General features: G+C 64.1%; 17 protein-coding genes. 4 read left to right on the forward strand and 13 right to left on the reverse strand.

All coding sequences use genetic code 11. The features are described from left to right. Positions 1–19: 19 nt before the first annotated feature. The 3 genes from AC1DSJ_RS04620 to AC1DSJ_RS04630 all read right to left on the reverse strand — a co-directional run bounded on the left by AC1DSJ_RS04620 (position 20) and on the right by AC1DSJ_RS04630 (position 2,359). Positions 20–265 (reverse strand): hypothetical protein, encoded by a 246-nt coding sequence (locus AC1DSJ_RS04620; protein ID WP_054426605.1) that lies wholly within the window; start codon positions 263–265, stop codon positions 20–22. Between the two features lie 249 nt (positions 266–514). Beyond that, the gene (locus AC1DSJ_RS04625) at positions 515–1,528 is read right to left on the reverse strand and encodes a zinc-binding alcohol dehydrogenase family protein (protein WP_175171784.1); all 1,014 of its coding nucleotides are present in this window, start codon (positions 1,526–1,528) and stop codon (positions 515–517) included. Positions 1,529–1,564: 36 nt separating this feature from the next. Then, positions 1,565–2,359: an SDR family NAD(P)-dependent oxidoreductase gene (locus AC1DSJ_RS04630; RefSeq protein ID WP_441371483.1), complete on the reverse strand. Its 795-nt coding sequence runs from the start codon at positions 2,357–2,359 to the stop codon at positions 1,565–1,567. Between the two features lie 113 nt (positions 2,360–2,472). Between AC1DSJ_RS04630 and AC1DSJ_RS04635 the strand changes: the two genes are divergently transcribed. Then, positions 2,473–3,375, forward strand: a complete 903-nt coding sequence (locus AC1DSJ_RS04635; protein ID WP_346550756.1) for a LysR family transcriptional regulator — start codon at positions 2,473–2,475, stop codon at positions 3,373–3,375. A gap of 148 nt (positions 3,376–3,523) precedes the next feature. Here AC1DSJ_RS04635 and AC1DSJ_RS04640 read toward each other — a convergent pair whose 3' ends face one another. Next, a complete protein-coding gene (locus AC1DSJ_RS04640; RefSeq protein WP_441371484.1) occupies positions 3,524–4,045 on the reverse strand; it encodes a DUF6496 domain-containing protein in 522 nt (173 codons plus the stop codon). A gap of 186 nt (positions 4,046–4,231) precedes the next feature. On the opposite strand from AC1DSJ_RS04640, the gene AC1DSJ_RS04645 reads away from it, so the two are divergent. Further along, positions 4,232–4,447 carry a dodecin gene (locus AC1DSJ_RS04645; protein WP_054426601.1) on the forward strand — a complete coding sequence of 72 codons (216 nt, stop codon included), beginning with the start codon at positions 4,232–4,234 and terminating at the stop codon, positions 4,445–4,447. Between the two features lie 639 nt (positions 4,448–5,086). Here the strand turns inward: AC1DSJ_RS04645 and AC1DSJ_RS04650 are convergent. The 3 genes from AC1DSJ_RS04650 to hpxZ all read right to left on the reverse strand — a co-directional run bounded on the left by AC1DSJ_RS04650 (position 5,087) and on the right by hpxZ (position 6,858). Next, positions 5,087–5,233 carry a hypothetical protein gene (locus AC1DSJ_RS04650; RefSeq protein WP_156336903.1) on the reverse strand — a complete coding sequence of 49 codons (147 nt, stop codon included), beginning with the start codon at positions 5,231–5,233 and terminating at the stop codon, positions 5,087–5,089. Between the two features lie 544 nt (positions 5,234–5,777). Beyond that, positions 5,778–6,332, reverse strand: a complete 555-nt coding sequence (locus AC1DSJ_RS04655) for an NADPH-dependent FMN reductase (protein ID WP_054426600.1) — start codon at positions 6,330–6,332, stop codon at positions 5,778–5,780. A 151-nt stretch (positions 6,333–6,483) separates the two neighbouring features. Beyond that, positions 6,484–6,858, reverse strand: a complete 375-nt coding sequence (hpxZ, locus tag AC1DSJ_RS04660; protein ID WP_054426599.1) for an oxalurate catabolism protein HpxZ — start codon at positions 6,856–6,858, stop codon at positions 6,484–6,486. A gap of 290 nt (positions 6,859–7,148) precedes the next feature. Here hpxZ and AC1DSJ_RS04665 point away from each other — a divergent pair, with 290 nt between their 5' ends. Further along, positions 7,149–7,691, forward strand: coding sequence for an antibiotic biosynthesis monooxygenase (locus tag AC1DSJ_RS04665; protein ID WP_054426598.1), 543 nt, complete (start codon positions 7,149–7,151; stop codon positions 7,689–7,691). A gap of 120 nt (positions 7,692–7,811) precedes the next feature. Here AC1DSJ_RS04665 and AC1DSJ_RS04670 read toward each other — a convergent pair whose 3' ends face one another. From AC1DSJ_RS04670 to AC1DSJ_RS04695, 6 genes are all read right to left on the reverse strand, one after another. Beyond that, the gene (locus AC1DSJ_RS04670) at positions 7,812–8,519 is read right to left on the reverse strand and encodes a GntR family transcriptional regulator (protein ID WP_054426597.1); all 708 of its coding nucleotides are present in this window, start codon (positions 8,517–8,519) and stop codon (positions 7,812–7,814) included. A 54-nt stretch (positions 8,520–8,573) separates the two neighbouring features. Then, positions 8,574–9,962 (reverse strand): AtzE family amidohydrolase, encoded by a 1,389-nt coding sequence (locus AC1DSJ_RS04675; protein WP_441371485.1) that lies wholly within the window; start codon positions 9,960–9,962, stop codon positions 8,574–8,576. Continuing rightward, a complete protein-coding gene (locus tag AC1DSJ_RS04680; protein ID WP_054426595.1) occupies positions 9,959–10,141 on the reverse strand; it encodes a DUF4089 domain-containing protein in 183 nt (60 codons plus the stop codon). The genes AC1DSJ_RS04675 and AC1DSJ_RS04680 overlap by 4 nt, the downstream gene beginning before the upstream one ends. 57 nt (positions 10,142–10,198) lie before the next feature. Continuing rightward, a complete protein-coding gene (locus AC1DSJ_RS04685) occupies positions 10,199–11,020 on the reverse strand; it encodes an ABC transporter ATP-binding protein (RefSeq protein ID WP_054426594.1) in 822 nt (273 codons plus the stop codon). Then, on the reverse strand, positions 11,021–11,827 hold the full coding sequence (locus AC1DSJ_RS04690) for an ABC transporter permease (RefSeq protein ID WP_054426593.1): 807 nt from the start codon (positions 11,825–11,827) through the stop codon (positions 11,021–11,023). Positions 11,828–11,920: 93 nt separating this feature from the next. After that, positions 11,921–12,928, reverse strand: a complete 1,008-nt coding sequence (locus AC1DSJ_RS04695) for an ABC transporter substrate-binding protein (protein ID WP_054426592.1) — start codon at positions 12,926–12,928, stop codon at positions 11,921–11,923. Between the two features lie 362 nt (positions 12,929–13,290). Between AC1DSJ_RS04695 and AC1DSJ_RS04700 the strand changes: the two genes are divergently transcribed. Next, positions 13,291–14,202: a LysR family transcriptional regulator gene (locus tag AC1DSJ_RS04700; RefSeq protein ID WP_175171777.1), complete on the forward strand. Its 912-nt coding sequence runs from the start codon at positions 13,291–13,293 to the stop codon at positions 14,200–14,202. Positions 14,203–14,290 lie beyond the last annotated feature (88 nt).

Genomic DNA, 14,290 nt, shown 5'->3' on the forward strand with positions numbered 1-14,290 from the left:
AGTTCTGCGAAGGCCGCGCTTATCGGCTGGCAGGCAGCCGCGCGGCGCGGGCGCGTTGCAGCAGGTGGAAGGCAGTTCCCAGTACGGTGGCGACGGCCAGGGCGGCCAGAACCGACGCMAGCACCTGCGCGTCCCAGAGCCGCGGCGGCCCGACGCGGAATTGAATGGTGTCGAACACCAGCCCCGCCGAAAACCCTGCGACGATGATGGCCTTCCACCCTTGCAGTGGAAAGAGCCGGAGCATCAGCAACGTGAACGCGACCATGGCCCAGAGGACCGGTTCCAGCGTCTGGTCTATGAGATGGGCAAGCAGGGGAAACTCCGTTCAAGGTGCGTGGGGCAGGGTCGAACGAGGTTGTACTGCTTTCGGGCGGCGCTGGCGAGAGGGTTTGGCGAAACCGGGGCGAAACCGCCGGGTGAAATCCTTGGGCTAAGCCCCGGACTGGACCCGGGACTACACCCGGGACTACACCCGGGCGTAACCCCGCCCGGAGGTCTCGCCAGGCTTTCGGGGTCAGAACCCTTCCAGCACCACTTTGCCTTGCGCCTTGCCGCTTTCGATGAAGGCGTGTGCGCGGCGCAGGTTGGCCGCGTTGATCGTGCCGTAGTGCTCGCCCAGCGTCGTGCGCAGCGTGCCGTTGTCGATCAGGCGGGCGGCCTGGTTCAGCAGTTCGTGCTGAGCGATCATGTCGGGCGTATTGTGCAGCGGCCGCGCGAACATGAACTCCCAGTGCAGCGACGCAGACTTGCCCTTCAGCAGGCGCACGTCGATGGCGGCGGGGTCGTCAATCAGCGCGATCTTGCCCTGCGGCGCAATCGCCTCCGCCAGCTGCGGGAAGTGCTTGTCGGTGTGGGTCAGGCCGGCAATGAAATCCACCTGGTTCACGCCGATGCGTTTGAGTTCATCCGTGATCGGCTTGCTGTGGTCGATCACGTGGTGCGCGCCCAGTTCGCGCACCCACGCCTGAGTCTCGGGGCGCGAGGCGGTGCCGATCACCGTCAGGCCGGTCAGTTGACGGGCCAGTTGCGTCAGGATCGATCCCACCCCCCCGGCTGCGCCGATGATGAGCAGGGTGCGCTGGCTGGGGGCGTTGTTGTCCAGCACGCGCAACCGGTCAAACAGCAGTTCCCAGGCGGTGATGGTGGTGAGCGGCAGCGCCGCGGCCTGAGCGAAGTCCAGGCTCTCGGGCATGCGGCCGACGATGCGTTCGTCCACCACGTGCTGCTCGCTGTTGGCCCCCGGCCGGTTCAGCGCGCCGGCGTACCAGACGCGGTCGCCCGGCTTGAACAGGCTGGTCTTGGCGCCCACTGCACGCACCACCCCTGCGACATCCCACCCGATGACTTCGGGCTTGCCGTCTTTGGGGGCGCGGTTGGCGCGGATCTTCACGTCCACGGGGTTGACGGAAATGGCGTGTACGTCGACCAGCAGGTCGTGGTCGCCGGGGGTGGGGGCGTCAAGGGTGATGTCTTGCAGTGCGTCGGCGTTGTCCGCGGGCAGGTTCTTGAAATAGGCGATGGCTTTCATGGGGATGCGGCTCGTTTGAGAGTTAGGGGCGATTGCTTAGAGGATGGAGCGGACCACGCCGCCATCGACGCGCAGCGCCGCGCCATTGGTGGCGGCGGCCTGGGTGGAGCAGGTGTAGACGACCATGTTGGCCACTTCGTCCACCGTGGCCAGGCGGCGCAGCAACGACGTCGGGCGATGCTGGGCGATGAAGTCGCGTTCCATCTCGTCTTGCGACACGCCTTGCTCCTTGGCCATTTCGGCGAAGAAATCCGACACGCCTTCGGAACGCGTGGGGCCGGGCAACACGGCGTTGACCGTGACGCCGGTGCCGGCCGTGAGTTCGGCCAAGCCGCGCGACACGCCCAGCAGCGCGGTTTTGCTGACGCCGTAATGGATCATCTCGGCGGGAATCTGCACGCCGGATTCGCTAGAGATGAAGACAATGCGGCCCCAGTTGGCCGCCATCATGCGCGGCAGGTAGTAGCGCGACAGCCGGATGCCGCTCATGACGTTGGTGTCCAGCATCTGCTGCCAGTCGTCGTCGGTGATTTCGGTAAAGGACTTGGGCGCGAAGAATCCGGCGTTGTTGACCAGGATGTCCACGTCGGGATGCGCGGCGGACAGCGAAGCCGCGCCGTCGGCGGTGGCCAGGTCGGCTTGCACGGTGCCGATCTTGGCGTTCGGAAATTTCTGCGTGATGGCGGCGGCTGCATGCGCCAGCTTGTCGGCGCTGCGCCCGTGCAGCACGACTTCTGCGCCTGCTTCAGCCAGCCCGAAAGCGATGGCCAGCCCGATGCCGCCGGACGATCCGGTGACCAGGGCCTTCTTGCCGTTCAGTTCGATCTTCATTGCGGTGACTCCAGGAATGTGGGGGAACGGGTCCATGATTACCCACTCTGCAGCGATGAAAAACCGGCTAGCATCGCACTCAGTTTCAATAATTTTTTGAAAATGGGGCAATCATGGTCCGGTTCGAGGACTTGAGGATCTTTGTGGCGGCGGCCGACCACGGCAGTTTTTCGGCCGCCGCGCGGGAACTGGATCTGACGCCCGCCGTCGCCAGTGCTGCGCTCAAACGCCTGGAACTGACGCTTGAGACCCGATTGTTCGTGCGCTCGACACGCAGCCTGCGCCTGACCGGCGACGGCGAGCGTTACCTGGAGTACGCGCGCTCGGCGATTTCGACGCTGGAAGCAGGCAAGAACGCCATGGCGCGCGACAAGACCGCCATCTCCGGCACGCTGTCCGTTTCCATACCGTCTGACCTGGGGCGCAATGTGCTGTTGCCGTGGTTGGATGACTTTCAGCAGCAGCATTCACGCGTGAGCTTCCAGGTGCGCATCAGCGACCGGCTTGCGGATCTGTACCGCCAGCCGGTCGACATCGCCATCCGCTACGGCACGCCCAACGATTCCGCGCTGGTGGCCTTGCCGCTGGCCGAACACAACCGCCGCGTGGTGTGTGCATCACCCGCGTATCTGGCGCGCCATGGCGTGCCGCAAGCACCGGCTGACCTGCGCCGCCACAATTGCCTGTCCTTCGTGCTGGGCGAAACCCTGCACGACCGCTGGACGTTCGAACGCGACGGCACCAGTACCACCGTGCCCATCAAGGGCGACCGCGTCGGCGACGATGGCGACCTGGTGCGCCGCTGGGCGCTGGCCGGCCACGGCATCGCCTACAAGTCGCGTTACGACGTGCTGTCCGACCTGCGCGCGGGCCGGCTGGTTGAACTGCTGCCCGACTACGTCACCGAGCCGTCGCCGCTCTACCTGCTGTGCGTGCATCGCATGCTGCTGTCACCCGCCGTCAAACGCATGCGCGAGTTTTTGCAGGAACGCTTCAGGCAGTTCGACGCGGGCTAGGGGGCATCGGAGCGGGCGCGTTTCAGACAGACGCGTTTCAGACAGACGCGCATCGGACAGATGCGCATCGGACATATGCGTATCGGATCGACGCGTCTTGCGGCTGATACAGGTCGCGGCTGCTGCGCATCGGGCGATCGTCCACCGTTCAATGCGCCGCGCGTTGATGGCCGCTTGCCGCCCGCTTGTTCATTGCACGCGTGTGGGCCGCCTTCTTCGCCGCCGCCGACCGGCCGGCAGCGCCCTTCGTGGCGGCCGCCTTTTTCGCCGCGGCAGACCGGTCAGCCGCAGTGCGACGGCTGGCGGTCTTGCTGGCCTGCCGCGACAACGCGGCACGTGATGCCGGCTTGGCGCTTTCCTTCTTCAAGGCGGTGGTGGTGGCGCGTGACCGTGTCGTGGATTTGGCGTGGCCGTCCTTGGCCGCATGGGAATCCTGCTCGGCCTTGCGCTTCGTGGCGGGGCTGGCGCTTTTAGACGCCGGGAGCTTCACCCCTGCCCGCCGCGCCTTGGACAGCCCGATCGCAATCGCCTGCTTGCTGGACCGCACGCCGTGCTTGCCTTCGCGCACATGGTCAATTTCTTCACGCACGAATTCGCCGGCCTGCGTGGATGCCGACTTGCCCTCGCGCTTGTCGCGCTTGGCCCGTTCCAGTGTTTTTCTTTCTGGCATGGTGGTCTCCTTGCCGAGTTGAAAAAACAGAGTGCGTCGCGAGTCGAGACCGTGCGACGGAACTCGTAACACCACGATAGCGCTGCGGGCGTATGCTGTGTGTTCGAATGAATTGCCGGTCGTAAGCACCGGAACATGGCCGCACGCCGGCGATTCACAACTCACCCCCCTTAGCGGAGACGAGCTATGTCGAATCATGTGTACAAGCAAATAGAATTGGTGGGTTCTTCCACCAAGTCCACCGACGACGCCATCGCGAAAGCGATCGAGCGTGCTTCGGAAACGCTGCGCAATCTGGATTGGTTCGAGGTCACCGAAGTGCGTGGCCACATCAAGGACGGCAAAGTGGCGCACTGGCAGGTCGGTTTGAAGATCGGCATGCGTCTGGAAGGCGACAAGTAATTCCGTCGCTGCGTCTTTTTTGATCACGCCTTCCAAGTGCTTGTCGGGTAAGGACTTTTCAGGCTTGTTATCCGACTGTTCATAGGCTTGTCCACATTCCATGGGGACAAGCCTATGCCGTTATCCCCAGCGGATGGCGAGTGCGGCGAGGGTCTGGCGGGCAGGGCGGCGATGATGCGCTGTTGAGCGTTTCTTGCCCGCATCTTGCAAGTCGTTGGTGTGCAAAGGTTTTTCGCGAGTACCGGCATACTGTCCTCAGGCTTATCCACATTTGGCGGGGACAACCCGGGGCGTCAAAACGCGGCAATGGGCCTTTCTTGACCACCCCTTGCAGGACATTGATATCACAGGCTATTTCCGACCTGCCCTCAGACTGTCCTCATGCTTGTCCACAGAATGCTGGGACAAATGCACAGGTGAAAGCAGGTATGAAAAAAGCCTGGACGGACATCCAGGCTTTTTGTGAATAAACACGCCAAAACTCATCCAAAAGGAGGATTGCGCAGTGTTTGATCAGCCCTTGCAAGTGCTTGGCAGGGCAGGGAATTTTGACTCTACCCCAAGACTGTCCTCAACCTTCTCCACAGTTGGCGGGGATAAGTGTGGAGCCTATCCGCTGGGCACGGCTTATCGCGCCGGTTATACAGGCCGGCGCCATTGCCGGCGGCGCCGCAATTCCTGGAGCCGCGCCTTGCGGTCAGCCTTGATGATGTTGGTGCCGACGTACAAGCCGAAGACGATCAGGGCGGCGCACAAGCCCACCATAACGAGGGTACCGAACACCATGTTTGTCTCCTTGATGCCTGCGAGGGTGGTGCCTGATGTAGCAAAGGCTGGCTAGCGACAACGCCACAATCAGCACCACAATCAGCGCGGCGAGTTTTAAATACCATGTCCACGCCGTTAGTTCCGGGTGGGTCTCAAATGCGACGGAGGTGGCGCCCACCCCGCTTGCAATCGCGATGCCAGCGAAGAAGTGTGCAAAGGCATCCCGCTGTTTTCCTACGGGCTTTGTCAGGGCGTGCAAGAAAATGTGCCACACAACGCGGACTTGCCGTCGTGCAGGCGGGTGATGCCAGAGCGCCAACAGCCACATCATCGCAAGTGGGCTGAGTATCAAGAACGGGATGACCATCACTCCTCCGCCAAAATGCATGGCAAGCCACTGAACCCTTGAATGATAGTCAGTGGCTCGGCCGTACGCGTGGCGTGCAGTGACGGATTCGTCCTATAAAAAAAAGCCCCCCGACGTATCGGGGGGCTTGATCGCCCGGAGGTAGATCGGGCGATCGGCGCCGGCAGGCTTGCGCGCTGCCGGCAGCGGCGGCGATCAGGCGTTCTGTTTCTTGACCCAGTCGACGTAGCGGTCGATCCAGCCTTGCAGGAATTTGCGCGTGCCTTCGTTGGTGATGGTGAACTGATCATCGACCAGGCCTTCTGCGTACTGCAAGAACACTTCCGGTGTGGTGAGCGCGTTGGCGCCTTCGGCGGCCAGGATGTTGCGCAGGTGCTGCTGCATCATCGCGGTACCCGCAGCGCTGGGCGAGGCGCCGACAATGCCCACGGCTTTGCCCGGCCACGAGTTCTGGCCCCACGGGCGCGAGCCCCAGTCAATGGCGTTTTTCAGTGCGGCGGGCAGCGAACGGTTGTGTTCGGGGGAGACGAAAAGGATGCCTTGCGCATCGGCGATCTGTTGCTTCAGCTTGGCGGCCGGCGCGGGCAGGTTGTTCTCGTTGTCCTGGTTGTAGAGCGGGATGTCGCCCAGGCTCACATACTCAAACTTGAAGTCGGCAGGGACCAGCTTTTCCAGCGCACGCGCCAGTCGCAGATTGATCGATGCGGCACGCAGGCTTCCGACGAAAACCGCAATCTTGTATGTGCTCATGGGTGGGGGCTCCAACGGAAAAGGGAAAGTCCAGTGTAGACCTGGACGGTGACGTGCTCAATCCTGATTGCACATATTGTTATGCCGCGTTTAGCGCGGTGCGGCCAACGCTTCAGTGTTATGCCGTGCCCTGCGCGGTCCGGCCAACGCTTCAGCTCATCAGGCTGACATGCGCGGACACCACGCGCCAGCCTTGCGGTGTGCGCATCCATGTCTGGCTCTGACGGCCAATGCGGTCACTGCCGTCGCGCTGGAATTCCAGGTTGGCGGTGGCGAAGTCGGTGCCGTAGGTGGTGATGGCGGTGCGCAGCACGCGGCGGGCCAGGCCTTGCGGCGAACGTCCGGCGCGAAATGCGCGGATGGCATCGTAGCCATACAGGTTTTCGCTGGCGCCGTAGCGCAGCGTATGCGGGCTGTTCCAGAACAGCGTGTCCAGCACCTCGACGTCGTTCGCGACCAGCGCCGTTTCATACTGCTCAAATGCGGCTGTCACTTCAGCCACGACGTCGGGCAAATTGATATCCATGCGTAAGACTCCGGTTGCACCAAAACAGTGCGAGTTGTAGGGGTAATCACCAATATGGTGTCTGCTGCGGTGCGTCAATTCCAACGGGCTCCGTTGATACGCACTCGCCCCGGGGGAAAAAGCGATGCCGAATACCTGGCACGCAGCTTGCTAGGGTTACTACTGCATTCGTACGCATTCAGACTGCATTTTGCGCACTGCATTCAGACTGCATTTGCACTGCGTCCGCACGATGTCCGCACTGCACCGCACGACATAACAAGCTACACCCGCTGCCCAGGAGTTCCATCATGTCCAGTTCCGCTGTTTCCGCCCCGGTCACCATGCTGGTCACCCGCCATATTGCGCCTGAACGCTATAGCGATTTTCTGTCCTGGATGCGCCAGGGCGAAATTCTGGCGGCGGGCTTTCCCGGCTTTCTGGGCTCGGGCGTGCTGCAACCGCCCGAAGGCGGCGACCAATATCAGATCGTGCTGCGCTTCACGGATGAGGCGAGCCTGAACCGTTGGGAAAAGTCGCTGCCGCGGCGCATGTGGCTGGAACGCGGCGCGAAGCTGGTACGCGCCAGCCATGAACGCAAGGTCAGCGGCACGGACAGCTGGTTCGCGCCCACCGCCGCCAGCGCGCCGCCGCGCTGGAAGCAAGCCGTCAGCATCTGGCTGGCTTACTTTCCGGTGCTGCTGGTGTTCTCGATTCTGGTCAGCGAGCACTTGAGCATCCTGCCGGTGTTCTGGCGCGTGCTGATCACAAGCGTGATCCTGACGCCGATCATGGTGTTCATCTGCATCCCCGTCATCTCGCGCGTGCTGCAACGCTGGCTGCGCGCGGGGTGATTCGGGGCGTGATGCGGGGCGTTATGCGGCGAAACACTCAGCGTGCTGCGCGCGTTATGCGGCGAAACACTCAGCGTGTTGCGCGCGTTCTGCGGGGAAACACGCAGCGTGCTCCGCGCGTCATGCCGCCTTCGCATGGCGCGTGGAATACAGCCGGTGCAAGGTGATCTTGCGCACGGCGTTCTGACTGTCCTGGATATGCGCTTGCAGCAGCGGCACGGCGCTGGCCGCATCGCGAGCCAGCACGGCGCGCAGAATCGCGCCGTGTTCCTCATATGTCTTGTGGATGCGGTCCTGCTGCGTGAAGTCCAGCCTGCGCACAATGCGGATACGTTCCGTGGCCGCGCGATGCACGCGCGAGATCTCGGGGTTGCCGGCCGCCGCCACCAGGTCGATATGGAAGCGTTCGTCCAGGTCGGCCAGCCATTCGCCGTCGCTCGAATGGCCGCTCTCATCGACCAGCCAGACGTCCGCCAGCGATTGCAGCGCGCGTAGCGGGTCTGGCCCCTGGCCGGGCGCGCACAACGCGTGCACCGCGGCGGTTTCCAGCACGCTGCGCAATTCGTAGAAGTGATCCAGCGTGTTGAAGTCCAGCGGCTTCACCAGCCAGCCGTTGCGCTGGCGCACTTCCAGATAGCCTTCGCGCTCGAGCCGGAACAAGGCTTCGCGCACCGGCGTGCGGCTGACCTGCAAGCGGTCGGCGATTTCGGTTTCGGTGAAGCGGTCGCCCGGCGCTAGCCGGAAATCAAGGATGTCGCGTTTCAGCGCGCTATAGGCCGAATCGGCCAGGGTGCGCGGCATGTCGATGGCGGCGAAAGCGGTTTCCATTGCGTGGCCTTGGGTGCGAATCGAGCGTGAGAACGTGGCGAAGTGGCTGATCGGTCAGACGGGCCGCACGCGTGCGGCGCCGGCTTGTTCCAGCGCATAGGCGGCGCTCAGGCAATCGGCCTCGCGCCAGGGCGCGCCGATCAGTTGCACGCCTAACGGCAAGTGGCCATCCTGTTCCGTTTCCGGCCAGGTGGGCGCGGTGCAGACAGGCAGGCCGATGCACGAGATGGGCTGCGTCAACAAGCCCATGCTGGCGCGCGCGGGCAGTTCCTTGCCGGCCAGCGTCAGCCAGTCGGTGCCGATGGGCGTGGCCGACACGGGTGTGGCAGGCGCGATCAGTACGTCGTACTGGTCGAACAGCGCCAGCGCCTCGCGATAGACGCGGTAGCGGATGCGTTGCGCCTGCTGCACCCAGGCCGCAGGCACCAGGCTGCCAGCCACCAGGCGGTCGCGCGAATTGGGTTCGTAGTCGTCGTAGTGCGAGATGAGCTTGCCGCGATGCAAGGCGCCGCCTTCGGCTGCCGTGATGATGAACGCGGCGGCGCGGGCTTGCGTGGCGCCGGGCAGTTCGACGATGGCGGTGGCGTCCAACGCACGCGCGGCGATCTCGACGGCGCGGCGGGCTTGCGGGCCGGCCCAGTCATGGAAGTAGCCGCCCAGCACCGCCACGCGCAGCTTGCGCGCGCCGTGGGCAAGCGTCGGCAGCACGGGCTCAGCCGCGCGTTGCGCGCACGCGGCGTCATCCGCGTCCGGCCCTTGCAGTGCGTCATAGGCAGCGGCCAGGTCGCTGGCGCTGGCCGCGAAGGGGCCCAGATGATCCAGGCTGCCCACAAAGGGAAACGACCCCGTGCGCGGCAGGCGGCCATAGGTGGGCTTCAGGCCGAAGATGCCGCACAGCGACGCCGGCACGCGGATGGAGCCATTGGTATCCGACCCCAGCGCCAGCGGCACCAGTCCGCCCGCGACGGCGGCCGCGCTGCCGCCGGACGAACCGCCCGCAATGCGGGTCACGTCATGCGGGTTGTGGCAGGCGCCGTAGTGTGAGTTTTCCGTGGTGAAGCCGTAGGCGTGCTCGTCCATGTTCAGCGCGCCGATCAGCACGGCGCCCGCGTCGCGCAGACGCGTGACCAGGCGGGCATCGTGGCGGGCAGGGGGATTGGACGCGTTGACCTTTCCGCCCGCCAGCGTCACTTCGCCGGCGATGTCGAACAGATTCTTGACGGCGTACGGCACGCCCGCCAGCGGCGGCAAGGCCTCGCCGCGAGCGCGGCGCGCGTCGATGGCGGCGGCTTCCTGGCGCGCGCGGGTTTCGGTGACCAGCGTGAAGCTGTTGTAGTGGGGATCGCGCGCGCGCACGCCGGCCAGCGTGGCGTCCAGCACCGCAACGGCGGTGCGTTCGCCGCTGGCGACCTGGCGGGCGATGTCGATGGCGGGGCCGCTCACGGACGGAACACCGAAGCCGATTCCAGTTCCACCGGCAGCGGCTCGTCAACGAAGCTGGCCGCAATGTCGTGGATGCGCGAGAACTGCTGCACGACTTCCGCCGTGGTGGATTCGCGCAACGCGTAGCCCGATAACGCCAAGGCGCTACGCACGTATTGATCGATGGTTTCCTGGGTCATGGCGGATGCTCCCGATAGACTGGATGGTTGCTGCTGGGGGTTAAAGCGTACTCAAAATCACTTGCGCACTTCGCGCTGGAAAATCTCCAGGCTCAGTTTCTTCATCTGGATGAAGCTGGGTTCCGACAAGGTTTCCACGGTGCGGGGGCGGGCGTCGGTGTAGTCCAGAATCTCGGCCACGCGCGTGGGCCGCTTGGTCAAGAGCAGCACCTGGTCCGCCAGGTACACAGCCTCTTCCAGGTCGTGCGACACCAGCAGCATGGTCGTGCCCGTCTGCAAGAACACTTCTTGCAGTTTTTCGCGGATGAACAGCGTCATCTCGAAGTCCAGCGCCGAGAACGGCTCGTCCAGGAACAGCACTTCTGGGCCGGGGGCCAGCGCCCGCATGATGGACGCCGTCTGCTGCTGCCCGCCCGACAATTCATAGGGATACCGCTTCAGGTCGAACTTGACGTCAAACGACGCCACCAGCTCTTCCACGCGCGCATCCACTTCGGCCTTGCTGCGGCCTTCCAGACGCAGCGGGTACGCGATGTTGTCGATGGTGCGCAGCCACGGGAACATGGCCTCGCGATAGTTCTGGAACACGTAGCCGATCTTCGTCTGCGCCAGCGACTTGCCGTCGAACAGGATCTCGCCTGCGTCGATGGGAATCAGCCCCGCGATCATGTTGATCAGCGTGGATTTTCCGCAGCCGTTGGGGCCGAACACCGAGACGATCTTGCCCTTGGGGATGTCCAGGTTGAAGTCTTCATACAGCGGCCAGCCCGCGAAATACTTGGTCAGGCCGCGGATGGTGATGTGCGTGCCCAGCGGGCCGGGCGCAAAGGGCGCGGCGGCAGGGCCGGGGGCGATGATGGGGTTGATGACGGTGGACATTTATCGGCCGCTCCAATGGACCACGCGCTTTTCCAGCACAAGAAAAAGGATGTTCAGCACATAGCCCAAGGCGCCCGCGGCCAAGATAGCCGCGTACATCTCGCGCACGTTCAACACCTGCTGGGCATTGATGATGCGATTGCCCAGGCCGCTGTCGGAGCCGATGAACATCTCGGCCACGATCACGATCACCAGCGCCATCGACACCCCGCTGCGCAGGCCTACGAACGTGGGTTGCAGGCTTTCCCAGATCAGCACGTCTTTGAAGATCTGCCAACGCGAGGCGCCCATCACCCGCGCCGCCATCACGCGCTGCTTGCGCGCATTGATGACGCCGTAGGCGCTGTTGAACAGAATCACCAGCACGGCCGCAAACGCGGCGATGGCAATCTTGTTCATGTCGGTCACGCCGAAGATCATCAGGAACAACGGGATCAGCGCAGACGACGGCGTCGAGCGGAAGAAATCCACCAGGAACTCAACGCTGCGATACGCCTTTTCATTACTGCCCAACAGCACGCCCAGCGGCACGCCGATCACGCCGGCAATCACGAACGCCTGCAACGTGCGGTTCAAGGACGCCAGGAAGTCCCACAGCAGCGGGCCGCCCGCCAGGCCCTTGACCAGCGCGACGATGGTGGCGCTGGGCGTGGGCAGCAGCACGGGGCTGACGAGTTGCAGGCGCACCACCAGATCCCACACGATGAACAGCGCCAGAGGGCCGATCAGCGGTAGAAACCGCGTCCCGTTGAATTTGCGAGGCGGCTGCTTGGCGGGCGCAGCGCTCGTGGCGGAGGGGGATGTCATGGCGCTCGATGCCTTCGTTGGTGCGACGGCCACGGCCACGGTGCTTCCCGTTGCCGCTGCCGCTGCGGAAGTTGCGGTCGTTGCTGGCATGGGTCAGCCCTTGTAAAGCATGCTCGACACGTCGACCTTTTGCGCAAAGATGCCCTTGTCGGTGAACAGGTCGAAGAATTTCTGGAAGTACTGGATGTCGCTTGCCGTGAACTCGTTGTAGAGCGTGTAGGCGGCCAGCGGCACTTCTTCGGTCATGGGGCCTTCGATGGCGGTGTAGCCCTTCATGAAGGGGCGCGCTTCGGCCGGCTTGGTGCGGATCAGTTCGATGCCGCGCGCATAGGCGGCGATGAATTTCTTGCTTTCCTCGGGGTGCTTCTTCAGGAAGGCGGTGGTCAGCGAAGCCGATCCGCCGAACCACGGCGCCATCGGATCGCCCAATACGTACTTGGCGATGACGCCCGTTTCCAGCACGCGCGTGGTGCCGTTCAACCGGCCCACCGTGCCCGTGGGCTCCAGCGTGTAGCACGCATCCAACTGGCCGGCGGCAACCGCGGCGACGTGCTGGCTGATTGCCAACTCGACCACGGTTGCCCCGGTTGCGCCGGCGCGCTCCAGTACTGCTTTGGCCAGCGTGGCGTTCTGGATGCCGGGTCCAGATCCGACCTTTTTCCCCTTGAGGTCTGCTATGGATTTGATGGGACTGTCTTTCGCGACGATGAACTCATCCAGCACGTTCTTGGCGTTGCTGGGGTTGGACGCAAAAATCTTGAACAAGCCCGGCGACGCGATTTCGCCAATGGCCAGGTTGGCCGAGCCCGTGCCGTTGGCGCTGCCGTCTGCGCGGCCCGCCAGCATGGCTTCCATGACCTGCTGCGCGCCGGCGAACTTCAGCGGTTCGACGTTCAGGCCCGCTTCCTTGAAATAGCCTTTCTCAACCGCGGCGTAGAACGGCAGGCCGGCGGCAACCGGCCAAAAGCCGATGCGGATCACCGGGCCCGATTGCGCGCGCACCAGGGCGGGCGCGGCCAGCGTCGCGGCGCCCATTGCGGCGCCTTGGATCAGGCGGCGGCGGGTGGCGTTGAAAGCGAAGGGCGCATTGCGGTTGATCATGAGGGCTCCTGAAGGGCGCGGGGTGAGTTCTGGGTTGCAGTGATCGGTTGCCTGTCTTGTAGACAAGCTTGCATACCAGTCATCAAGCAAAACGCGTGCCAGGTTTGCGCAAGCCGGCTCCGCCCTGGGGCGCGGGGGCGCGGGGCATCGGGCTGGTGCCTTGCGCGCGCCACATTGGTGCATGCCGCACCATAGAAGGGGACATAACGCGGCGGCAGTCCGCCAGAAGCAGCCGCTAGCGCCTTCCAGGCCGCAGCAGCCACGGCGCAGCGGCCTGGAAGGCGGTAGCATGGTCGCCATGCCGTGGCCCGCCGCCGCGGAGCTTGCAAAAGAGTTGAGCGCCGTCACGCGGCGCATGGATCATGAATACGCGTTTCGTCGAAGCCTTTCTCTGGTCGGCGCGCCTGGGCAGTTTCCGGGCCGCCAGCGACCGTCTCCACATCACCCAGGCCGCCGTGGCCAATCGCATCGCCTCGCTGGAAGAAGATATCGGCGCGCGGCTGTTCGAGCGCGACGCCAAGGAATTGCGTTTGACTGCCGTGGGCACGCGGCTGCTGGACTACGGCGAACGGCTGCTGGAAATCCGCCAGCAGATCCTGTCGCTGGGCAAGCGCGGCGACGAAGTGTTCGGCCTGGTCCGCATTGGCGCGATCGAAACCGTGGTGCACACGTGGCTGATCGGTTTCCTGACGAACCTGAAGTCCACGTATCCCGGCATCGAGGTGCAGCTGACATCCGAAACCACGCGCGCACTACATCGCGGCTTGCGCGAAGGCACGCTGGACATCGCCCTGCAAACCGATTTGCTCAGCGACACGGGCATCATCAGCACCGCCTGCCTGCCGATGGAAATGGGCTGGGTGGGGCCGGCGGGCGACGAGCCATCGCTGACCGTGCAGCAACTGCTGAGCGAGCCGGTGTTGACGATGAGCCCGGGTTCGCAACCGCATGAGGCCTTGAAGGCGCTGTATCGCGAAGCGGGCATGCCGCAAGGCAAGGTGCACTGCGTGAGCTCGATGTCGGCGTTGGCGCGGCTGGTGAAAAGCGGCTTTGGCCGGGCGCTGGTGCCGCTGCCGCCCATGTATGAATACGTGGCGCGCGGCGAAGTGCAGGTCATCCGCAGTGACGTGCCCGTGCCGCCGCAATTGCTGGTGGTGAGCTATCTGGAAAGCGCCGGGTCGGACGCCATCCGGCTGGTGGCGGAGCTGGCCAGCCGCGCGTCTGACCAGTTCACGACATCGGTGGTGGCGCCGCGTTTCGGGTCTGCGCAATAGTGTTATCCCTAGGGTGGCGCTCAGTAATTCTGTTGCCGTGAGGAAGAATTACTCGTTTGTCGCCGCCCCGCCTGGCGGACGAAGATTG

The sequence above is a fragment of the Achromobacter sp. 01N37 genome (assembly GCF_056399725.1).